Genomic DNA, 21,113 nt, shown 5'->3' on the forward strand with positions numbered 1-21,113 from the left:
TCTCTCCTCACGCTGTGGCGGCCCGTGCCGCCTCGATGGTCCGGGTGGTGGATCGGCCGTCCAGGTACGGCACGATGACGGTCTGCCCGCCCCAGCGCCGCACCAGTTCGGCCTCGGGCAGTTCGGGTCCGCCGTCGGCGTAGTCGCCGCCCTTGACCCAGACGTCCGGGCGCAGCCAGGCCAGGACGGCCTCGGGCGTCGGCTCGTCGAACACGACGACCGCGTCGACGCAGTCCAGCGCGGCGATCAGACGGCTCCGGTCGGTCTCGGCGGTCAGCGGCCGGTCCGGGCCCTTCAACCGGCGTACGGAGTCATCGCTGTTCAGGCACACGATGAGGCAGTCGCCGAGGGTACGGGCGGCGCGAAGGGTGGCCAGGTGCCCGACGTGCAGCAGGTCGAAGCAGCCACCGGTGGCGACGATCGTGCCGCCCTTGTCGCGGACCTCACGGATGAGCCGCCCGGCCGCCTCGGTGCCGATGCGCTCCGGCCCGTACCGATCGGCCGGCTCGTCGGGCGTACCGGAGATCGCCGCCGACGCCCCACCGGCCGCGACGAACGCGCTGGCCGCCCGCACGGCCTGTTGAACCGCCACGGACACCAGCGCGCCACGCGACAGGGCCAGCGCCGCGGTCGCGGCGAACCGGTCCCCCGCCCCGCACGTGTCACCGTCGGACATGGCCGGCGCCGGCACCACCAGCGGCGTCGGGCCCGAGTGACACAGCACCGCGCCGTCCGCGCCGCAGGTGATCGCCACCGCCCCGGCCCGCCAGCGTTGCCGCAGCGTGTGCCCGGCCCGCTGGGCGGTGGACAGGGTGGAGCCGTTGCCGGCGTCCTCGGTGAGCTTGCGGACCTCGGCGAGGTTCGGTGTCACGAGACGGACGTCGGGGACCGGCGGCGGGCCGTTGGGGTGCGGGTCCCACACGATCGGCGCCCGGGTCGCGGTCAGCGCCCGGCGCACCGACGGCTCGGCCGCCACGCCCCGGCCGTAGTCGCTGACCAGAATCGCCTTGGCCTCGCGGAGCAGATCTTCCACCGCCTCGGTGGCCGCGCCGGGCGGGCGCGGCGTGCCACCGCGGTCCCACCGGAGGAGCACCTGGCCACCGGCGAGCAGGCGGATCTTCTCGGCGGTGGCGCCGGGCAGCGGCAGCGCGTACACGTCGATCCCCGCCTCGCTGAGCAACTCGCTCAGCCGGGCGCCGCCCGCGTCGTCGGCCAGGGCGGTGATCAGCGCGACCTTGTGGCCGTCACGGGCCGCCAGCAGCGCGGCCAGACCGGCGCCACCGGGCCGCTCGCGGACCTCGTCCTCGTCCAGCACGGGCGCCGGGGCGTCCGGCGCGATGCGGCGCACGCTGCCCTCGACGTCGCGGTCGAGCAGGGTGTCACCGACGATGATCAGATCGGGTTTCATACGGCGACTCGCATCTCCTGGTCTCGCCTTTCCTCGTCGGCGCGCACCGCGGGCAGCGCGCGGTCGATGTACTCGCAGAGCAGGTGGACCGAGACCAGGTGCAGCTCCTGCACCACCTGGCTGTCCGGCGACGGGCAGTGCAGGGTCTCGTCGCAGTGGTCGGCCAGCGGGCTCGGTCCGGCGCCGGCCATCGCCCAGGTACGCAGCCCGCACTCGCGCCCGGCCCGGGCCGCGGCGACCAGGTTGCGGCTGCGGCCGCTGGTCGACATCAGCAGCAGCACGTCGCCCGGCCGGCCGTGCGCTCGCACCTGGCGGGCGAACACCTCGTCGAAGCCGTAGTCGTTGCTGATCGCGGTGACCGCGGACGAGTCCGGGGTGAGCGCGATCGCCGACAGCGGCCGCCGCTCGGTGCGCAGCCGGCCGACCAGTTCGGCCGCCAGGTGCTGGGCCTCGGCCGCGCTGCCGCCGTTGCCCGCGACGAGCAGCCGGCCGCCGGTGCCGAGGTGCTGGGCGAGCAGTCCGCCCCAGCGGGCCAGCAGGCCGGCCCGGGACCGGAACGGCTCGATGGCCGCGGCCAGCCCGTCCAGGTGTTGGTCGAGGGGCTCGCTCATGCGACCACCTCGGCCGCCGTCGGCGCCGCGGCCGCTGACCGGCCCGCAGCCGTCGCCGCGGCGACACCGGTGACGCCGGCGTACATCATGGCCAGGCGCGCCGCGACCCGCTCCCAGCTGTAGCACTGGACGGCCCGGTCGGCGGCCGCGGCCGAGTACTCGGTGCGGCGGACGTCGTCGGTCAGCAGGCGGCGCAGCGCCGAGCTGATCGCGGCCGGGTCGCGGGCCGGCACCAGGTCACCGGTGACACCGTCGACCACCGTGTCGAGCAGGCCGCCGACCGCGGTGGCCACGACCGGCACGCCGCAGGCCATCGCCTCGAGCGCGGTCAGCCCGAACGGCTCGTACCAGGGTGTCGCGGCGACCACGTCGGCGGAGCGGTACCAGGCCGGCATGTCCTCCGGTGACACGGCGCCGACGAGCCGTACCCGGTCGGCGACCCGGTTGGACTCGGCGGCCCGGCGCAGCCGCCGCACGTACGGATCACCGTCCATCTCGGACGGTGGTGGCCCGCCGACCACGACCAGCTCGGCGCCGGGCACCGCGGGCAGCGCGCGGATCAGGTCCTCGACGCCCTTGCGCTCGACCAGCCGGCCGACCGTCAGGACGCGCGTCCGGTCCTTGGCGAAGGCCGGGCCGTCGGGCCGGAACCGGGCCTGGTTCACCCCGGACGGGATCAAGGTCATGCGATGCCGGGGTACGCCGAGCCGGATCAGCTCGTTCATCTCGTCGGTGCACTGCACGACGACCCGGTCGACGGCCCGGCCGAGCGCCCGCTCGTAGCCGATCCGGCCGGGCGGGCTGCTGTCCGCCGCGCCCTGGTGCCGCTTCTTGACCGCCCCGAGCGCGTGGTAGGTCTGCACCACCGGCACGCCACAGGCCCGGCCGGCGGTGACCGCGGCCAGCCCGCTCATCCAGAAGTGCGCATGGGCCACGTCGGGCCGCCCGTTGCCACGCCAGTCCGCGGCCATCCACTCGGCGAAGGCGCCCATGTGCGGCAGCAGGTCGTCCTTGGGCAGCGTGACCGGCGGGCCGGCCGGCACGTGCACCACGTCGACCCCGTCGGTCAGCGGCGCGACCTCGGGCAGGCCCGGGTCGTCACGCCGGGTGTAGACACGAACCTGATGTCCGTCGCCGGCCAGGGCCGCGGCCAGTTCGGCCACGTGGGTGTTCTGGCCGCCCGCGTCCACGCCACCCAGGGTGGCCAACGGGCTGGCATGTTCCGAGATCATCGCGATCCGCATGTTTCCTCCTCCAGGAGCCGGTCCCAGTCCGCCAGGAACCGGTCCAGGCCGTACCGGGCGAGGGCCACCTGCCGGGCGCGTGCGCCCAGCCGGCGGGCCTCGTCGTGGTCGTCGATCAGCCGCCGCGCGGCCTCGATCAGGGTGGTGACGTCGGTGGCGAGCACGCCGGCGTCCGGCGGGACGGCGGCCACCGCCTCGGTGGTGGCCAGGGCGATCACCGGCATGCCCATCTGCATGGCCTCGATCAGGCTGAGCCCGAGCGAGGTCCAACGGCAGAGGTGCAGGTACGCCCGGCGCTGGGCGACCAGCCGGTGCATCTCGTGCTGGGGCGGGTCGTCGTACGCGCGTACCCGATCGCTGTCGAGGCCCTTGACCCCCATGCCGAACACGTCGAGCGGGGCGACCTGGGCGAAGCGCGGATACAGATCGGTGCCGGTGACCCGCCGCCGCCGGATCGGCTCGTTGGTGACCACGGCCAGGCGGTCCAGCTCACCGGTCCAGCGCGCGGCCGGCTCGACGATGCCGTGCTCGACGACCGTGGTGCGGGTGCCGCCGACATCCCAGAACAGGTCGTTGAAGTGGGTCACGTGCGCGACGATCAGGTCGTCCCGGTCGGCCATCGGGTGCCGGGTGTCCGGGACGTCGCCCTTCGGCGTGTTGTGCTCGACGTAGATCTTCCGCAAACGCCCGGGCAGCCGGTCGAGTTCCGCCGGCCGCTGCACGATGGCCACGTCGGCGTCCACGTCACCGATGTCATCGAGCGGCACCTCCTCGACCGTGTCCGGCCAGTCGAACGTCTGGGCCCGGCCCCTCCCCCAGGCGTCGCGCTGATCGTTGACCGGCACGAGATAACGATGCTTGCCCTGGACGAACGCGGTCGTCCAGGAGCCGTGCACATGCCAGAGCAGGATGTTCACGCGGCGACCTCCAGCCGGGGCGCGAGCAGCCGGACGGCGGCAAGCACCTGAACAGGTTCAACAGCGGACAGACAGGGATGCCCCGGTACGGGACAGCTGGTGACACGGGTGTCACGACAGGGCGCGTCCGGGATCCCCAGCCGGACAACCGGCACCCGGTAGGGCGCCCAACGTCCATAGGGGACGGTCGGCGCGAAGAGGCTGACGACCGGGGTGCCGACGGCGGCGGCCAGGTGGGCCGGGCCGGTGTTGGCGACGACCGCGCAGCGCGCCCCGGCGAGGACGCCCGCCAGCTCGGCGAAGGAGGTCGGGCCGGCGTCCTCGGCCACGGTTCCGGCCACGTACGCGGCCAGCTCCCGCTCCCCCGGCCCGCCGGTGACCACGACCCGGTGCCCGTCCGCGGCGAGCGCGGCGACGATCTCGCGCATCCGCTCCGGCGGGCAGGCCCGCGCCTCCACACTGGCGCCGGGATGAACAACGACGTAGTCCCGCGGGCACGTGGCCAGAGTGGGCACCGATGCGAGGGCCGCCGGGTAGGGCCGACCACTGTGGCGGGGTAGCTGGCGTGAGCGGGGGTGAGTGGGCACCTCCACCCCCGACGGGGAAAGCGCATCCGTGCCCGCTCCGGCGGAGAAGCCGGTGACCATCAGCCGGCCGTCGTCGCCCGGCGGAAGTCCGAAGCCGGCCGCCGCCGCCACGCTGAGTGCCCGCTCGGCCTCCGGAACGTCGTCCCGCACCCGGTGCCGGACGTCCAGCAGTGAGCCCGGGTAATCGTCGCTGATCGCGGTGATCCGGCCGACGCCGGCCAGCCGGAGCAGCAGGGCCAGCGGCAGCGCGGACTGGTGGTAGGACGTGAAGACGACCGCCTCGGAGGCGCCGGTCTCCCGCAACCGGCCGGTCAGCGCCGCGATGTCCGACGGGTCGACCGGCCCGGGTTCAGGGTCGATCCAGGGCAGCGGCCATTCCACGATCTCGTCCACGCCGGGCAGCAGCTCGGCCGCCGCCCGGCCGCGTGGCCCGCAGAGCAGAACCACCCGCTCGGCGCCGTCCGCCACGGCCCGGATGGCCGGCCCGGTGACCAGCACGTCGCCGGCCGAATCAGACCTGACGACAAGCACAGTCCCGGCACGTGCCGGGTCCAGCGCGGTGGCGGAACGTGTCGGCCGGGTGCTGGGCGTGACGAGGGTCTGCCGCTCGAGGATCAGGTCGACCGCCGCGGCCAGATCGGGGGCGACGGCCGGGGCGGCGGCCACCTCTTCGGGCCGGGTGACCGGGGTGGGCACGAGGATGCCGGTCGCGCCGGCCGCCTGCGCCGCGACCATGTCCCGGCCGATGTCACCGATGACAACGCAGCGTTCCGGTGTGGTGCCCAGCGCGGCTGCGGCCGCCGTGACCAAGCCCGGCGCGGGCTTGCGGCAGGTGCAGCCGGCCTGGTCGTCGTGCGGGCACACCTGCCAGGTGTCGAAGGGTCCCAGCAACTCCTCGACGCGACGGTTCACGGCAGCCAGTTGCTCCGCGGTGAAGCGCCCCCGGGCCAGCCCGGACTGGTTGGTCACCACACCCAGGCGCAGGCCGGCCGCGCGCAGGCGGTCCAGGGCCTCGCGCGCCCCAGGCATCGGTGCGACCAGCGACGGATCGCCGTTGTAGGGCACATCCACGACGATGGTTCCGTCGCGATCGAGAAGAACCGCGTCGAACAACGGCGCGCTCATCGAGAATCCTCCGAAGACCGAGACCGAGCGCGGCGGACAGCAGCACCTCGGCCGGCAATGGCCGATGGTCGGGAAGCGGTTCGGGAGCGGACAGCGCCGCGGAGCCAGTGGAAGATGGCGAGGGGCGGGATCGCCACGCTGGTGGCCACCATGGTCGCTACCTCGCGGGGGTCGCGGGGGCCGGGGAGGATCCGGGCGGCGGCGAACTCGGACGTGCCGGTGGCCCAAGCCGCGCCGAGGAGGAGCGACGTTTTCCGGAATCCGGCGAGGCGGCTCACGGCGGCGCCGAGGCCGGCGGCGGTGATGAGGGCGTGCCGGTGCCGCCGCCCGGGCGGGATCGCCAGCAGCTCGCGCCACCGCGGGCCGTAGAGGCGCCGGAGCAGGGCGTCGTCGCCGTTGCCGAGTTGGGTGCGCAGGCTCACCCAGGTGCTCTCCGGCCGGACCGGGTGGGTGACCCGCCGCCGGCCGCGGTGCAGGGTCCAGCCCTGCTCGCGTACCCGATGGGCCAGCTCCGCATCCTCGCGGAAGGCGCGCGGGAAGCGTTCGTCGAATCCTCCCGTGCGCTCCAGCGCCGTCCGCCGATAGGCCATGTCCGCGGTGAGCCAGGCGCCGTCGGCGAGGCCGGCCGTGACGCGTTCCCAGTCGGTCGGCCGCCGGTCCGCGGGTAGTGGGACGTCCAGGTTGCCCTGCACCCCGCCGGTGGTGGCATCGGCGGCGAGCAGGTCGTCCGCGAGCGCCTCCCACCAGCCGTCGCCGGGCACCACGTCGTCGTCGAGGAACGCGACCCACTCGTGCCGCGCGGCCCGCCAGCCGATGTTGCGCGCGGCGGCCGGGCCGCCACCCGGACCCGCCAGGACCTTGACGTCGACGTCCGCCGGAAGATCCAGCGGCCGGGTCTGATCGGTGCGGTCGTCGACCACGATGATCTCGACCGAGACCGCCGGCGAGGAAGCCGCAGCCGAAACCCCCGGCGTAGAGGCCGAGGCCGCCGGTGAAAGAGCCGAGGACAGCGCCGACAGGAGGGTGCGCAGGCTGGGCCGGCCCACCGTCGGGATGACCACGCTGACCCCGGTCACGCCGCGAACGCCTTGCCTCGGTGCACCGCGAACGGGCCCAGGGCCAGCAGGTCGACCGGCGCCGAGCCGAACAGCTCCATCGCCTCGCGCGGCGTGTCCACCATCGGCCGCCCGGCCGTGTTCAGCGACGTGTTGACCACCACCGGCAGCCCGGTGAGTTTCTCGAACTCGGCCAGCATGGCCGCGACCAGCGGCTCGGAGTCCTGGTGGACGGTCTGCACCCGCGCGGTCCCGTCGACGTGCGTCACCGCGGGAATGCGGTCGCGCCAGGCCGGGCGGACGTTGTGCACGAAGAGCATGTACGGGCTCGGGTAGACGCCTTCGAAGATGTCGGCGAAGCGTTCGGCCCGGACCATCGGCGCGATCGGCCGGAACTGCTCGCGGCCCTTGACGTCGTTCATCCGGGTCTGTGTGTCCGCGTCGCCGGGGTGGGCGAGCAGCGACCGGTGGCCGAGCGCCCGCGGCCCGTACTCGCTGCGGCCCTGGTACCAGGCGACGATCCCGTTGGCCGCGAGCACCTTCGCGGCCTCTTCGGCGATGGACGCGGGCCGGGTGTACGGCAGGCCGGCCCGCCGGAGCTCGGCTTCGAGGGCCTCGTCGCTCCAGCCGCGACCGAGCGCCGCCGTGCCGAACGGCACCGGCTCCCCGGTGACCGCGAGCGCCGCGCCCAGGGCGGTGCCGGAGTCGCCGGCCGCGGGCTGCACCCAGACCCGCTCGAACGGGCCCTCGGCGGCGATGCGGGCGTTGGCCACGCAGTTGAGCGCGGTGCCGCCGGCCATGGTCAGGGTGGGCGGGGCGCCGGCCGCCTCGTACGTCCACCGGGCGAGGTCGAGGATGACCTCTTCGAGCCGGGTCTGCACGCTCGAGGCGAGGTCGGCGTGCGTGTCGGTCATCTCCTCGGACGCGCCGCGGGGCTTGGCCATCGCCGCCCAGTCGATCCGGTCGACCTGGAAGCCGCCGTCGCCGGTCGGGCGCACCAGCTCGCGGAACAGCGACAGGAAACGTGGTTTGCCGTAGGACGCGAGGGCCATCACCTTGTACTCGTCGCTGGAGTGCAGGAAGCCCAGGTGCCGCGTGAGGTCCTCGTAGAGCAGGCCGAGGGAGTGCGGCAGTTCCTGCGTACGCAGGACCGAAAGCTCTCCGCCCCGATAGGCCCCGGCCAGGTGACCGGCGACCTCCCCGCGCCCGTCGAGGACGAGCACCGCGTTGTCCTCGGGCACCGACAGCCCGGCCGACGCGGCGTGCGCGACGTGGTGCGGCACGAACCGCACGATCGCCGGGTCGAGCCCGGGCAGCGCCGCCGCGAGGAACTGCGGCGCCCGCCGCGCGTAGTCGAGCCGCAGGTGGTCCCACGGATCGTCAAGGCCCAGTGACTTGGCGTCACGGGAGAGGCCGGGGTCGAAGGAGTACGCGACCGCGTCCAGGTCGTCCGGACGTAGCCCGGCCTCCTCCAGACACCAGGCGGCGGCCAGCTCGGGCAGTTCCCAAGCGGCGAACGGCACCGGTCGTTTGCCGTGCTTACGGCGGCTGAATCGCTCTTCCTCGGCGGCCGCCACCACCCGCCCGTCGACCACGAGCGCGGCCGCCGGGTCGTGGAAGATCGCATTGACACCCAGAACTCGCATGGCCCGCCGCGTACCCGAGGATCAAGCCGTTACTCACATGATCAGCGACTTACTTCGACATCACACCACCTGCACAGATACCTTGTTTGGGAAGGGTCTCCCCGGGCATGCGATCCACCATGCACGATGTACAGCAACTTATCGGTGGGGCCTGGGGAACGGGCAATTCAGACCGTGAGATGACCGTGGCCGATCCATCGGACGACACCCCGGTGACCCGGGTGGTGATGTCGTCGGAAGAAGACGTCCGGGCGGCCGTGCACGCGGCGCGGGCGGCCGCGGACGGGTGGGCGGCCACGGCCCCGGCGGCCCGGGCGGCGGCGGTGCGCGCGGCGGCCGACGCGATCGAGGCCGCGTCCGGCGAGCTCGCCCAGATCATGCACACCGAGATGGGCAAGCCGGCGGACGAGGCCGGGGATTCGATCGCCGCCGGCGTCGGGACGCTGCGGCAGTACGCCGAGCTGGGCCCGGTCCACCGTGGCCGCACGCTGGCCGGTGATGACGAGGCGATCGACCTGATGGCGTACGCGCCACGCGGCGTGGTGGGCGTGATCACACCCTGGAACGACCCGGTGGCGGTGTCCTGCGGTCTGCTGGGCGCGGCCCTGGTCACCGGCAACACGGTGGTCTTCAAGCCCAGCGAGCGCACGCCCGCGACCGGCTGGCGGCTGGCCCGGCTGCTCGAGCCGCATCTGCCGGCCGGCGTGCTGAACGTGCTGGCCGGGGACGGCGAGGTGGGGGCCGCGCTCGCCGGCTCCGAGGTGGACGTGGTGGCGCAGGTCGGCTCGACCGCCACCGGTCGCTCGATCGCCGCCGCGTGTGCCCGGACCGGCGCGAAGGCGCTGCTGGAGAACGGTGGCAGTGACCCGCTGGTGGTCGACGCCGGGGTGGATCCGGTGTGGGCGGCGGGGCAGGCGGCGCTGGGCGCGTACGCGAACTCGGGTCAGATCTGTGTCGCCGTCGAGCGCGTCTATGTGCACCGGGACATCGCCGACGCGTTCCTGGACGCGCTGGTGGCCGAGGCTGGACGCTGGTCGGCGCGGATCGGGCCGCTGGTCGACAAGCGGCTCCGGGACGCTGTGGACGATCAGGTCCGCCGGGCGGTGAAGGACGGCGCTGACCTGCGGTGCGGCGGCGTGGCGCCGGATGGTCCGGGCGCCTTCTACCCGCCGACCGTGCTGGCCGGCTGCACCGACGACATGGCGGTGATGCGGGAGGAGACGTTCGGCCCGGTGGCGCCGGTGGCCGTGGTCGGCTCGTTCGACGAGGGGCTGCGGCGGGCCGCGGATTCACCGTACGGGCTGTCCGCGACCGTGCTGACCGCGTCGATGAGCAACGCTCAGCAGGCGTGGCGCCGGTTGCCGGCCGGCACGGTCAAGGTCAACAACGTGTTCGGGGGCGCGCCCGGCGGTGCGGCTCACCCCCGGCGGGCCAGCGGTGAGGGCTTCGGGTACGGGCCGGAGCTGCTCGACGAGATGACCGTGACCAAGGCCGTGCACCTGCAGGCGCCGCCGTCCGGCTGGTGACCTACCGCGGCCGGCCGGCGGCCCGGCCGACCAGGGCGGCGGCCACGTCGCGCAGCTTGCGGTTGCTGTCCTGGGAGACCCGGCTGAGCAGCGCGAAGGCCTCGTCGGCGGAGCACCGCCGCTCGGCCATCAGGACGCCCTTGGCCTGTTCGATGACGGCCCGGTTCTCCATCGCCTCGCGCATCTGCCGGGCCAGGGTCGCCGTCTCGTCGTAGACGTGTGCGTTGGCCAGCGCCACGGCCGCGTACCCGGCGAAGGTCTCGGCCACGTCGATCGCGTCGTCGTCGAAGGCGGCCGGCCTCGTGGAGTACACGTTGAGGGCGCCGGTGACCGCCTCCTGGATCGGCATGCCGACCGACAGCGTGCTGCGGATACCCGCGTCGGCGGCCCGCTTGGCGAAGCCGGGCCACCGCTCCTCGGTGCCGGTGTCGGGGATCGAGAACGTGGTGGCGGTCATGGACGCGTCCAGGCAGGGCCCCCGCTCGGCCTCGTACTGGGTCTCGTCCAGGTCGAGGGCGACGTCGCCGGTGAACGTGGCGGTGCGCGCGTCCGGGCCGGTGACCAGCGTCACGGAGACCTCGTCGGCTCCGTCGAGCGTCTGTTTCGCCAGCTCGGCCACGCGCGCCAGCACGCCCCGGAGGTCGGTCTCGCTGAGCCGGATGCGGCCCAGCTCGGCGAACGCCTGGTGTGGATCCGGGTACTTCGCGGTCGTCATGCCGTGCGCCTTTCCGGCCGGCGGCTGGGCCCGGCGAACGGACCGTGATGTCAGCCGGCCTCGGAGAGCTGTCCCCGGAGATTCTTCAACGCCCGGGACAGCAGTCGGGAGACGTGCATCTGGGAGATGCCCAGCTGCTCGGCGATGCATGCCTGGGTCTGGTTGCCGTAGAAGTACTGGACGACGATGCGCCGTTCCCGGTTGTCCAGGCTGGCCAGCGCCGGCGGCAGGGCGACGTTCAGCTCGGCCCTGGCGTAGCCGGCCTCCTCGGCGGCGAGCGTGTCGCTGATCGCCGAGTCCTCGCCGTCGCCCAGCGGCGCCGAGAGCGAGACCGCCCGGTACGCGTGCCCGGCCTCCATCGCCTCGAGAACCTCCTCCTCGGAGACGCCGAGCCGACCGGCGACGTCCGCCACCGTGGGGGCCTGCTGCAGGTCGTGGCTCAGATCGGCCTGGGCCGCCGCGATCGCCAGGCGCAGTTCCTGGAGGCGCCGCGGGATGCGCAGCGTCCACGCCTTGTCCCGGAAGTACCGCTTGATCTCGCCGAGGATGGTCGGGATCGCGTACCCGACGAAGTCGACGCCGCGGGTCGCGTCGAACCCGTCGACCGCCTTGATCAGGCCGATCGCCGCCGTCTGGAGCAGGTCGTCGAAGGATTCGCCCCGATTGGCGTAGCGACGGGTGAGCCGCTTCGCCATCGGCATCCAGGCCTCGATGGCCTGCCCCCGCAGCCGCGGTCGGTCGGGGTGGCCGAGGGGCAGCGCCGCCATCGTGTTGACGAGCTCGGTGGCTCGCGCGTCGGCCGCAGCGGCCGCGGCCGTGGAGTGCCTGACAGCAAGGGTCACGGTGTTTCCTCCCACTTTCCGCGTCGCAGCGCGGATTCCGGGCGGAGACATGAACAAGCCGGCGCCGTTGACCGCGACTGCGTTGAAGCAAGTCGCTCGGCGCCTTCTTGACCGATGGCAGACTCCGTACCCCAGCGGTCCGAGAACGAATCCCGCTCTTCTGTGACGTAGGTCACTCATCTGCCGCCTCCGCGGCCCGGGGCAGCTCAGCGAACGGCAGGCGCCCCCTCTAGCGTCACCACGGTGAGCCCGTCCCTCCGCACGGCCGCCGCCGGGCTGCTGCTGCGCTCGCTCGCCCGGCGCCTGCCGATGCGGATCGCCTACCCGGACGGGAAGGTGACCGGCGCCGAGGGCCCGATCATGAGGCTGCGGCGGCCGCGCGAGCTCCACCGGCGGCTGGGCGACGACGGCGAGATCGGCCTCGGCGAGTCCTATCAGGCCGGTGACTGGGACAGCGACGACCTACCGGCCCTGCTGACCGCCGTGGCCACCGGGCTGGCCGGGATCGCCCCGGCGCTGCAGAAGCGGCTGTGGCGGCTGCGCCGGGTCCGGCCGCCGCGGGCCGAGGAGGGCACCCTCGAGGCGGCGCCCAGCAACGCCGGGCGCCACTACGACCTGCCCAACGAGATGTTCGCGTCCTTCCTGGACCGTTCCATGACGTACTCGTCGGCGCTGTTCGCCTCCCGGGACGACGACCTCACCGAGGCGCAGCACCGCAAGATCGACCGGCTGCTCGACGTGACCCGGGTGGGCGCCGGGAGCCACCTGCTGGAGATCGGCACCGGCTGGGGTGAGCTGGCGATCCGGGCCGCCCGCCGCGGCGCCCGGGTGGTCAGCGTGACGCTGTCCGAGCAGCAGCGGCGGCTGGCCGTGGAGCGGCTGCGGGAGGCCGGGGTCGCCGACCGCGTCGAGGTGCGGCGATGCGACTACCGCGAGGTCGAGCCGGCGCCGGGCGGCTTCGACGCGGTGGTCAGCGTGGAGATGGTCGAGGCGGTCGGGTACGACTACTGGCCGGCCTTCGCCGAGGCGGTGCTCGGGCACCTGCGGCCGGGCGGGCGGGCCGGGATCCAGCTGATCACCACCGACCACGAGCGGATGCTCGCGACCGTCCACGCGTACACCTGGATCCAGAAGCACATCTTCCCCGGCGGCCTGGTGCCGTCGGCCGAGGCGATCGAGGCCGCTTTCACGGCGGCCGGCGGGCTGGTCGAGGAGCGGTTCGACTTCGGGTCCTGGCACTACGCCGAGACCCTGCGCCGCTGGCGGGCGGCCGGTGAGCACGACCGGACCTGGGACTACTACCTCTCGTTCTGCGAAGCGGGCTTCCGGGCCGGCTATCTCGACGTGAGCCAGCTGGTCGTGGTGTCCCCCGAGCGAGCTACAGCCGAGTGTCCACCGCGTGGTGACGTTTCGGAGCGCACCGATCAATAGCGTTTTCCTCACACCCAACGAGGAGGAAAAATGCGGTTCGTTCTTCAGCTGGTCACCGTGGTCGCGGTCGCCTACGGCGGTTCGCTGGCCGTCGTCGCGGTGCAGGACAATCCCTGGCTGGCTCTGCTCGGCGGCCTGCTCACCGCGGTGCTCGCGAGTCTGGCGTACGCCTGGGTGGTCCGCCGGACCGAGAAGCGCGAGGTGACCGAGCTGGCCCGCGCGAAGGCGGCCGGCGGCCTGACCCGGGGAACGCTGATCGGGTTCGCGATGTTCGCCGCGGTCATCGTCAACATCGCCTTCCTCGGCGGCTTCCACGTCGACGGGATCGGCTCGGTGACCGGCTCGCTCGGCCTTCTCGGTGTCATGGCCGCCGCCGCGACCACCGAGGAGCTGATGTTCCGCGGCCTGCTGTTCCGCTGGCTGGAGAAGCTGACCGGCACCTGGATCGCGCTGGTGGCGACCGGGCTGCTGTTCGGCGCGATGCACCTGCTCAACCCGGACGCCACCCTGTGGGGCGCCACCGCGATCGCCGTCGAGGCCGGTTTCATGCTCGCCGCCTGCTACGCCGCCACGCGCAGCCTCTGGGTCACGATCGGCCTGCACTTCGGCTGGAACTTCGCCCTCGGCGGCCTGTTCAGCGCCACGGTGTCCGGCAACGGCGACTCCAAGGGCCTGCTCGACACCACGCTGACCGGCCGGGACCTGATCACCGGCGGCGCGTTCGGCCCGGAGGGCAGCGTCTACGCGGTCGGCGCCGGTGTGATCCTGACCGTGGTGTTCCTCTGGCTGGCGGCCCGCCGCGGCACCATCGTGGCCCCGCGCCGCCGGGCAGCCGCTAAGGTTTCCGCGTGAAAAACCTCCCGGACCGGTGGCGTCGCCTCGACGTCATGGTCCGGGATCTCCCGTTGGGCCTGGCCCTGCTGGCCGCGTCGCTGGTGCCGGCCCTGAAGAACCGGGGCACCCAGCTCGGCGACCTGCCGATCCGGCCGTTCGACGCGCTGACCGTGCTGGTGCTGGCGCTGGAGTGCCTGCCGCTGGCCGCGCGGCGGCGGTGGCCGGCGGTCAGCCTGGCCCTGATCTCCACCGGCTTCGTCATCGACCAGCTGCGGGCCTACCACCTGGTCGCCGGGTCGGCGCTGGGGTTCGCCCTGCTCAGCGCGGGCGCCTACCTCGAGTGGCGCCGGTGGGCCACGGTCGGCCTGCTGACCGCGGCGTACGTGCCGCTGTCGATCGCGCTCTACCAGCAGGGCTCGTCCGAGGGCGTGATCGGGTTCGTCACGTTCTACCTGATCTGCGCGCTCGCCTGGAGCGCCGGGGCCTGGCTGCGGAGGACGCGGGCGATCGAGGAGGAGCGCCGCCGGCACGTCGCCGAGGCCACCCGCGCCGCCGAGCGCACCCGCATCGCCCGCGAGCTGCACGACGTTGTCACCCACCACGTGACGGCGATGGTCGTCCAGGTCGAGGCGGCCCGTTACCTGACCGCGGCGCCGGACCGGCTCGACCAGACGCTGTCCGGCGTGGCCGGCACCGGGCGTCGGGCCATCACCGACCTGCGGCACCTGCTCGACCTGCTCAATCCCGACCACGAGGCCCCGGAGGTCGAGCTGGGCACGCTGGTCGAGCGGATCCGGCAGGCCGGTCAGCCGGTCGACCTCATCGAGGACGGCCGGCCGCAGGAGTCGCCGGGCAGCGCCGAGGCGGTCGCCTTCCGCGTCGTGCGGGAGGCCCTCACCAACGCCCTGAAGTACGACCACGGCGGCCACACCTCGGTCCATGTTCACCACGGCGCAAGGGACATCACGGTGCAGATCACCACCGACGGCACGGGTACGGGCGGAGCGTCGCCCGGCGGCAGCGGTCGCGGGCTGACCGGGCTGCGCGAGCGGGTCGACGTGCTCGGCGGCGAGTTCAGCGCGGGCCACCGGCCCGGCGGCGGTTTCGTGGTGACCGCGTGCATCCCGGCCGGAAACGGCTCGTGACCGCCCCGACCCGGGTGCTGGTCTGCGACGACCAGGCCCTGATCCGCACCGGCTTCGCCACGATCATCGACGCCCAGCCGGACATGGAGATCGTCGGCGAGTGCGGCGACGGCCGGGCCGCGGTCGAGCTGGCCCGGCGGCTGAACCCGGACGTCGTGGTGATGGATGTCCGGATGCCGGTGCTGGACGGCATCCAGGCCACCCGGCAGCTGGCCGGTGACGGGGTCGAGCAGCCGGTCAAGGTGCTGGTGGTGACCACCTTCAACCTCGACGAGTACGTCTACGAGGCGCTGCGCGCCGGCGCCAGCGGCTTCCTGCTCAAGGACGCGCCACCGGCCCAGCTGCTCAACGGCATCCGCACCGTGGCGACCGGCGCCGCGCTGCTGGCCCCCGAGGTCACCCGTCAGCTGGTCGGCCGGTACGCGGCCCGGATCCGCCCGGCCGGCCGCGGCCCGGGCGACGTGCCGCTGGCCCCGCGCGAGCTGGAGGTGCTTAAGCTGATCGCGAACGGCCGGTCGAACAGCGAGATCGCCGCCGAGCTGGTGATCAGCCCGGAGACCGTGAAGACGTACGTCTCCCGGATCCTCACCAAGCTCGACCTGCGCGACCGCGTCCAGGCGGTCGTCTACGCGTACCGAACCGGGCTGGTGGTCTAAAACACCCTGTGTCCGCCGACACGAACCCGATACTTCGAGGTCAGTTCGCGTTCACCTGCCGTAATGTTGGTCGCTGCCCCGGGCGGGTCGTGCCACACGCCTGGTCGACGACTATCCCGCGAGGTGACAGTGGAGCGCGCCCGGTGACCGTGACGACTGATCCGCGTCTGATCGAGCTGCCCGACATCGTTGCCACGCCCGGCGACCCGGCCGTCTTCCGGTCGTCCTCGGCGCCGTTCCGCCGCACCCTGGCCGACATCCTCGACGCGACGGCACACGCCCATCCCGACGCCCTGGCGCTCGACACCGCCGAGGTCACGCTGACCTACCGCGAGCTGGCCGACGAGGTCGACGCGGTGCGCAAGATGCTGGCGGGACACGGGATCGGCCCCGGCGACCGGGTCGGCGTCCGGGTGTCCTCCGGCACGGCCGACCTCTACCTGGCGATCCTCGGTGTGCTGGCGGCCGGCGCGGCGTACGTGCCGGTCGACGCCGACGACCCCGAGGAGCGCGCCGAGCAGGTCTTCGGCGAGGCGGGCGTCTGCGCGGTGCTGGGCGACGGGCTGATCGTGTCTCCCCGCAGCACTCCGCTCGGGCAGACCGGCCGGCCCGGCCCCGAGGACGACGCCTGGATCATCTTCACCTCCGGTTCCACCGGCACCCCCAAGGGTGTCGCGGTCACCCACGCCGCGGCGGCCGCGTTCGTCGACGCCGAGGCGCGGCTGTTCCTCGCCGACGACCCCGAGGGCCCGATCGGCCCGGACGACCGGGTGCTGGCCGGGCTCTCCGCGGCCTTCGACGCCTCCTGTGAAGAGATGTGGCTGGCCTGGCGGCACGGCGCGTGCCTGGTACCGGCCGCGCGGTCGCTGGTCCGCAGCGGCGTCGACCTCGGCCCGTGGCTGGCCGAGCGGCGGATCACCGTGGTCTCCACGGTGCCGACGCTGGCCGCGCTGTGGCCGGCCGAGGCGCTCGACGACGTGCGCCTGCTGATCTTCGGTGGCGAGGCCTGCCCACCCGAACTGGCCGAGCGGCTGGCCGTCGAGGGGCGCGAGGTCTGGAACACGTACGGCCCGACCGAGGCGACCGTGGTGGCCTGCGCGGCCCGGCTGACCGGCGAGGGCCCGGTGCGCATCGGGCTGCCGCTGGCCGGCTGGGAGCTGGCCGTGGTCGACGCGGCGGGCGAGCCGGTCGAGATGGGCGGCTCCGGCGAGCTGGTCATCGGCGGGGTGGGCCTGGCCCGGTACCTGGACGCCGGCAAGGACGCCCAGAAGTTCGCGCCGCTGCCGTCGCTGGGCTGGCGGCGGGCGTACCGCAGTGGCGACATCGTCCGCGCCGAGCCCGAGGGGCTGCTGTTCCTGGGCCGCGGCGACGAGCAGGTGAAGCTCGGCGGCCGCCGGATCGAGCTGGGCGAGGTGGACGCCGCGCTGCAAGCGCTGCCGGGTGTCGCCGGCGCCGCCGCCGCGGTCCAGCGCACCGCCGCCGGCAACCAGCTCCTGGTCGGCTACCTGGTGCCGCACGACGGCGCGGGCTTCGACGCCGACGCGGCCGCCGCACGGATCCGCGAGCAGCTCCCGGCCGCGCTGGTGCCGCTGCTGGCCGTGATCGATGACCTGCCCACCCGTACCTCCGGGAAGGTCGACCGGGCCGCCCTGCCCTGGCCGCTCCCTTCCTTCGCAAGGGCGGGTTCGCTGACCGAGACCCAGGAATGGCTGGCCGGCGGCTGGGAGTCGATCCTCGGGATCCGCCCGGCCGAGGCCGATGCCGACTTCTTCAGCCACGGCGGCGGCAGCCTCAACGCCGCGCAGCTGGTGGCCTGGATCCGGGCCCGCTACCCGCGGGTGTCGGTGGCCGACATCTACCAGCACACCCGGCTGTCGCAGCTGGCCTCGGTGCTCGACGCCCTGGAGGACACCACCGAGGCCCGGCGCGAGGTCCGGCCGACGCCGCGGCGGGCCGGGTTCGTCCAGGCCCTGCTGATGCTGCCGATGCTCGCCCTGACCGGGCTGCGGTGGCTCACCGTGCTGGCCACGCTGGGCAACCTGCTGGCGGCCTCCGACGACCTTCTCGCGCTGACCGACCCGGCGCCGTGGGCCCCGGCGGTCTCCTGGTGGTGGATCGCCGCGGGCTGGCTACTGCTGTTCACCCCGGCCGGCCGGATCGCGGTGGCGGCGGGCGGGGCTCGGCTGCTGCTGCGCGGCGTACGCCCGGGCGAGTACCCGCGCGGCGGCCACGTGCACCTGCGGCTCTGGGCCGCGGAACGGCTGGCCGACGTCTCCGGCGTGACCGGCGTGTCCGGGGCGTCCTGGCTGATCACCTACGCGCGGGCGCTCGGCGCGCAGATCGGCCCCGACGCCGACCTGCACTCGGCGCCGCCGGTCACCGGCCTGCTGAAGGTGGGCCGGGGCGCGGCGGTCGAGCCCGAGGTCGACCTCTCCGGCTACTGGGTCGACGGCGACGTCGTGCGGATCGGCCGGGTGCGGGTCGGCGCCGGTGCCCGGGTCGGTTCCCGCAGCACCCTGATGCCGGGCGCGCGGGTCGGCAAGAACGCCCGCGTCGCCGCCGGTTCGACCGTGACCGGGGCCGTCCCGGCCGGCCGGCGCTGGGCCGGCTCCCCCGCCGTCCCGGTCGCCGAGGACGAGATCCCGTGGCCCGGCAAGCGGCCGCCGCGGTCGCGGTTCTGGGTCGCCGCCTACGGCGTGACCTCGCACCTGCTCGGCCTGCTGCCGGTGGTGGCCGCGCTGCCCGCGCTGGCGCTGCTCGGCTGGGCGCTGGCCCATCAGCCCACGGTCGGCGCGGCGCTGGCCGTCGTTCCCCTGGCCGTGGTGAGCTACCTGGTCGCGTACGCCGGCCTGGTCCTGATCTTCGTCCGGCTGCTCAGCGTGGGCCTGACGGCCGGCTGTCACCCGGTGCACGGCCGGATCGCGTGGCAGGTGTGGACCACCGAGCGGCTGATGGGCATGGCCCGGGTGGCGCTGTTCCCGATGTACGCGAGCCTGTTCACGCCGGTCTGGCTGCGCCTGCTCGGCGCGAAGGTGGGACGCGGTGTGGAGGCGTCGACGGTGCTGGCCCTGCCCGCGATGACCACGGTCTCGGACGGCGCGTTCCTGGCCGACGACACCATGGTCGCCACCTACGAGCTCAGCGGCGGCTGGCTGCGCGTCGCCCCGGCCCGCATCGGCAAGCAGGCGTTCCTCGGCAACTCGGGGATGGCCGCGCCGGGCCGGTCGGTGCCCAAGCACGGCCTGGTCGGTGTGCTGTCGTCGGCGCCGCGCAAGGCCAAGAAGGGCACGTCGTGGCTGGGCGCTCCCCCGATGCCGCTGCGCCGGGTGGCCGAGGCGGCCGACGCCAGCCGCACCTTCGAGCCGCCGCTCCGGCTCAAGGCGGCCCGCGCGGCGATCGAGCTGTGCCGCGTCGTGCCGGTGATGCTCGCCGCCGCGCTGGCCGTCCTGGTCCTGGCCGCGCTGGCGCTGATCTGGTCGGCGGCCGGCGGCTGGGTCACCGCGCTGGCCGCCGGGCCGGTGCTGCTGGCCGGCGCGATCGTCGCCGCGCTCACCGCGACCGTGGCGAAGTGGCTGCTGGTCGGCCGGTTCCGGGTCACCGACCACGCGCTGTGGACGTCGTTCGTGTGGCGCAACGAGCTGGCCGACACGTTCGTCGAGGTGCTCGGCGTGCCGTGGCTGGTCCGCTTCGTGACCGGGACGCCGCTGCTCAACGCGTGGCTGCGGACGCTCGGGGCGACGATCGGCCGCGGTGTCTGGCTGGAGACCTACTGGCTGCCCGAGTACGACCTCGTCCGGCTGGGCGCGGGCGCCACGGTGAACCGGGGGTGCGTCGTGCAGACCCACCTGTTCCATGATCGGATCATGAGCATGGATGAGGTGACCCTGGCCGACGGGGCGACGCTCGGCCCGCACGGCATCGTGCTGCCCGGCGCGAGCATCGGCGCGCGGACCACGGTGGGACCCGGTTCGCTGGTGACCCGGGGTGACGCCGTGCCGGCCGACAGCGGCTGGCTCGGCAACCCGATCGCGACCTGGCCGGCGCGGACATGACCCCTCGGGCGGGCGCCGAGCGCTCGACCGACTCCTACCTCCCCGCGCACGGCAACGGTGGTTACCGGGTGCTCCACTACGACCTCGACCTCGACTACCGCATCGTGACCAACCGGCTGGCCGGTCGGGCCGTCATCACCGCCGTGGCCGAGCAGCCGCTGTCCCGGTTCACCCTCGACCTGGGCCGGCTGCGGGTCACCGAGGTCCGGGTGGGCAACCGGCCGGCCCGGTTCAGCCACCGGCCGGGCAAGCTGCGGATCATGCCGGCCCAGCCGGTGGAGGGTCACTTCGTGGTCGAGGTCCGGTACGCGGGCAAGCCGGTGCCGATCTCCGGCCGGTGGGGCGACATCGGCTGGGACGAGCTGACCGACGGCGTGCTGGTGGCCAGCCAGCCGAACGGCGCGCCGTCCTGGTTCCCGTGCGACGACCGCCCCGCCGCCAAGGCCGCGTTCCGGGTGCGGATCACCACCGCGGCGCCGTACACCGCGGTGGTCACCGGCGACCTGGTCTCCCGCCGCCGCGGCGCCGGCACCACGATCTGGGAGTACGAGCGGGCCGAGCCGACGGCGCCGTACCTGATGAGCGTGCAGATAGGCCGCTACGACCTGATCGACCTGGCGTCCGGCGAGGTCCGCCAGCGGGCCGCGATCCCGCCCCGGCTGCGCCGCCGGTTCGCGCACGACTTCGGCCGGCACGGCGAGATCATGGCCACCATGCAGCGGTTCTTCGGGCCGTACCCGTTCCGCGAGTACGTGGTGGTGGTCGCCGACGACGACCTCGACGACCCGGTCGAGGCGCAGGGCATGGCGGTGTTCGGCAAGAACCATCTCGACGGGCGGCGCACCCACGAGCGCCTGGTCGCCCACGAGCTGGCCCACCAGTGGTTCGGCAACAGCCTGACGGTGGCCGACTGGCGGCACATCTGGCTCAACGAGGGTTTCGCCACGTACGCCGAATGGTTGTGGTCGGCGGTCAGCGGCGGGATGTCGGCCGCCACTCACGCCGCCCAGTGGCACGCCCGCCTGCGGATCCGGCCGGCCGACATGACGGTCGCGAACCCTGGGGTGGACCGGATGTTCGACCCGCTGGTCTACAAGCGCGGCGGGCTGACCCTGCACGCGCTGCGGGTTCTCATGGGTGACGAAGCGTTCTTCGCGCTGCTGCGCGGCTGGCCCACCGAGCATCGCCACTCCACGGTCACCGACGCCCAGTTCCGCGCGTACGCCCAGACCTTCACCCCGAACCCGTTGAACGCCCTGTTCACGGCGTGGCTGGACCGGCCGGAGCTGCCCCCTTTCAAAAAGTGATATCACTTTGCT

The 21,113-nt window shown here is 73.8% G+C and carries 16 protein-coding genes; 7 read left to right on the forward strand and 9 right to left on the reverse strand.

What is annotated here, in order from left to right; genetic code table 11:
* Nucleotides 1-7: 7 nt before the first annotated feature.
* From AB0M54_RS29055 to AB0M54_RS29085, 7 genes are read right to left on the reverse strand one after another with little or no spacing between them, the layout of a single operon-like run.
* Nucleotides 8-1,408 carry a PfkB family carbohydrate kinase gene (locus AB0M54_RS29055; RefSeq protein ID WP_364317831.1) on the reverse strand — a complete coding sequence of 467 codons (1,401 nt, stop codon included), beginning with the start codon at nucleotides 1,406-1,408 and terminating at the stop codon, nucleotides 8-10.
* Nucleotides 1,405-2,019: an SIS domain-containing protein gene (locus tag AB0M54_RS29060; RefSeq protein WP_364317833.1), complete on the reverse strand. Its 615-nt coding sequence runs from the start codon at nucleotides 2,017-2,019 to the stop codon at nucleotides 1,405-1,407. The genes AB0M54_RS29055 and AB0M54_RS29060 overlap by 4 nt, the downstream gene beginning before the upstream one ends.
* A complete protein-coding gene (locus AB0M54_RS29065) occupies nucleotides 2,016-3,263 on the reverse strand; it encodes a glycosyltransferase (RefSeq protein ID WP_364474733.1) in 1,248 nt (415 codons plus the stop codon). The genes AB0M54_RS29060 and AB0M54_RS29065 overlap by 4 nt, the downstream gene beginning before the upstream one ends.
* Nucleotides 3,248-4,180, reverse strand: coding sequence for a glycosyltransferase (locus AB0M54_RS29070; RefSeq protein ID WP_364317837.1), 933 nt, complete (start codon nucleotides 4,178-4,180; stop codon nucleotides 3,248-3,250). Before AB0M54_RS29070 ends, AB0M54_RS29065 begins: the two co-directional genes overlap by 16 nt.
* Complete coding sequence (locus tag AB0M54_RS29075) at nucleotides 4,177-5,892, reverse strand: HAD-IIIA family hydrolase (protein WP_364474735.1); 1,716 nt, start codon at nucleotides 5,890-5,892, stop codon at nucleotides 4,177-4,179. Before AB0M54_RS29075 ends, AB0M54_RS29070 begins: the two co-directional genes overlap by 4 nt.
* On the reverse strand, nucleotides 5,889-6,968 hold the full coding sequence (locus AB0M54_RS29080) for a glycosyltransferase (protein ID WP_364474736.1): 1,080 nt from the start codon (nucleotides 6,966-6,968) through the stop codon (nucleotides 5,889-5,891). Before AB0M54_RS29080 ends, AB0M54_RS29075 begins: the two co-directional genes overlap by 4 nt.
* Nucleotides 6,965-8,593, reverse strand: coding sequence for a carbamoyltransferase C-terminal domain-containing protein (locus AB0M54_RS29085; protein ID WP_364474738.1), 1,629 nt, complete (start codon nucleotides 8,591-8,593; stop codon nucleotides 6,965-6,967). The genes AB0M54_RS29080 and AB0M54_RS29085 overlap by 4 nt, the downstream gene beginning before the upstream one ends.
* A gap of 119 nt (nucleotides 8,594-8,712) precedes the next feature.
* Between AB0M54_RS29085 and AB0M54_RS29090 the strand changes: the two genes are divergently transcribed.
* Complete coding sequence (locus tag AB0M54_RS29090) at nucleotides 8,713-10,119, forward strand: aldehyde dehydrogenase family protein (RefSeq protein ID WP_364474739.1); 1,407 nt, start codon at nucleotides 8,713-8,715, stop codon at nucleotides 10,117-10,119.
* A gap of 1 nt (nucleotide 10,120) precedes the next feature.
* On the opposite strand, the gene AB0M54_RS29095 is transcribed toward AB0M54_RS29090, so the two are convergent.
* Together AB0M54_RS29095 and AB0M54_RS29100 are read right to left on the reverse strand one after the other, a co-directional pair.
* A complete protein-coding gene (locus AB0M54_RS29095; protein ID WP_364474741.1) occupies nucleotides 10,121-10,834 on the reverse strand; it encodes a GAF and ANTAR domain-containing protein in 714 nt (237 codons plus the stop codon).
* A gap of 50 nt (nucleotides 10,835-10,884) precedes the next feature.
* Nucleotides 10,885-11,676: a SigB/SigF/SigG family RNA polymerase sigma factor gene (locus AB0M54_RS29100; protein WP_364474743.1), complete on the reverse strand. Its 792-nt coding sequence runs from the start codon at nucleotides 11,674-11,676 to the stop codon at nucleotides 10,885-10,887.
* A gap of 243 nt (nucleotides 11,677-11,919) precedes the next feature.
* Here AB0M54_RS29100 and AB0M54_RS29105 point away from each other — a divergent pair, with 243 nt between their 5' ends.
* The 6 genes from AB0M54_RS29105 to AB0M54_RS29130 all read left to right on the forward strand — a co-directional run bounded on the left by AB0M54_RS29105 (nucleotide 11,920) and on the right by AB0M54_RS29130 (nucleotide 21,101).
* Complete coding sequence (locus AB0M54_RS29105; RefSeq protein WP_364474745.1) at nucleotides 11,920-13,107, forward strand: cyclopropane-fatty-acyl-phospholipid synthase family protein; 1,188 nt, start codon at nucleotides 11,920-11,922, stop codon at nucleotides 13,105-13,107.
* Between the two features lie 30 nt (nucleotides 13,108-13,137).
* Complete coding sequence (locus AB0M54_RS29110) at nucleotides 13,138-13,959, forward strand: CPBP family intramembrane glutamic endopeptidase (protein ID WP_364317851.1); 822 nt, start codon at nucleotides 13,138-13,140, stop codon at nucleotides 13,957-13,959.
* 35 nt (nucleotides 13,960-13,994) lie between these two features.
* The gene (locus tag AB0M54_RS29115) at nucleotides 13,995-15,086 is read left to right on the forward strand and encodes a histidine kinase (RefSeq protein WP_364318136.1); all 1,092 of its coding nucleotides are present in this window, start codon (nucleotides 13,995-13,997) and stop codon (nucleotides 15,084-15,086) included.
* Entirely contained in the window at nucleotides 15,083-15,742 is a 660-nt protein-coding gene (locus tag AB0M54_RS29120) for a response regulator transcription factor (RefSeq protein ID WP_364474747.1), read from the forward strand. Before AB0M54_RS29115 ends, AB0M54_RS29120 begins: the two co-directional genes overlap by 4 nt.
* Before the next feature lie 143 nt (nucleotides 15,743-15,885).
* Complete coding sequence (locus AB0M54_RS29125; protein ID WP_364474749.1) at nucleotides 15,886-19,794, forward strand: Pls/PosA family non-ribosomal peptide synthetase; 3,909 nt, start codon at nucleotides 15,886-15,888, stop codon at nucleotides 19,792-19,794.
* Nucleotides 19,791-21,101 carry a M1 family metallopeptidase gene (locus AB0M54_RS29130; RefSeq protein ID WP_364474751.1) on the forward strand — a complete coding sequence of 437 codons (1,311 nt, stop codon included), beginning with the start codon at nucleotides 19,791-19,793 and terminating at the stop codon, nucleotides 21,099-21,101. The genes AB0M54_RS29125 and AB0M54_RS29130 overlap by 4 nt, the downstream gene beginning before the upstream one ends.
* Nucleotides 21,102-21,113: the final 12 nt, after the last annotated feature.

Origin of the sequence: Actinoplanes sp. NPDC051470, assembly GCF_040682035.1 — a bacterium.
GTDB lineage: Bacteria > Actinomycetota > Actinomycetes > Mycobacteriales > Micromonosporaceae > Actinoplanes.

Excerpts from the sequence above, each read along its gene's own strand:
- AB0M54_RS29055 (WP_364317831.1), bottom strand. The coding sequence starts at position 1,408 with ATGAAACCCGATCTGATCATCGTCGGTGACACCCTGCTCGACCGCGAC.
- AB0M54_RS29115 (WP_364318136.1), top strand. The coding sequence starts at position 13,995 with ATGGTCCGGGATCTCCCGTTGGGCCTGGCCCTGCTGGCCGCGTCGCTG.
- AB0M54_RS29085 (WP_364474738.1), bottom strand. The coding sequence starts at position 8,593 with ATGCGAGTTCTGGGTGTCAATGCGATCTTCCACGACCCGGCGGCCGCG.
- AB0M54_RS29065 (WP_364474733.1), bottom strand. The coding sequence starts at position 3,263 with ATGCGGATCGCGATGATCTCGGAACATGCCAGCCCGTTGGCCACCCTG.
- AB0M54_RS29095 (WP_364474741.1), bottom strand. The coding sequence starts at position 10,834 with ATGACGACCGCGAAGTACCCGGATCCACACCAGGCGTTCGCCGAGCTG.
- AB0M54_RS29130 (WP_364474751.1), top strand. The coding sequence starts at position 19,791 with ATGACCCCTCGGGCGGGCGCCGAGCGCTCGACCGACTCCTACCTCCCC.
- AB0M54_RS29060 (WP_364317833.1), bottom strand. The coding sequence starts at position 2,019 with ATGAGCGAGCCCCTCGACCAACACCTGGACGGGCTGGCCGCGGCCATC.
- AB0M54_RS29075 (WP_364474735.1), bottom strand. The coding sequence starts at position 5,892 with ATGAGCGCGCCGTTGTTCGACGCGGTTCTTCTCGATCGCGACGGAACC.
- AB0M54_RS29110 (WP_364317851.1), top strand. The coding sequence starts at position 13,138 with ATGCGGTTCGTTCTTCAGCTGGTCACCGTGGTCGCGGTCGCCTACGGC.
- AB0M54_RS29090 (WP_364474739.1), top strand. The coding sequence starts at position 8,713 with ATGCACGATGTACAGCAACTTATCGGTGGGGCCTGGGGAACGGGCAAT.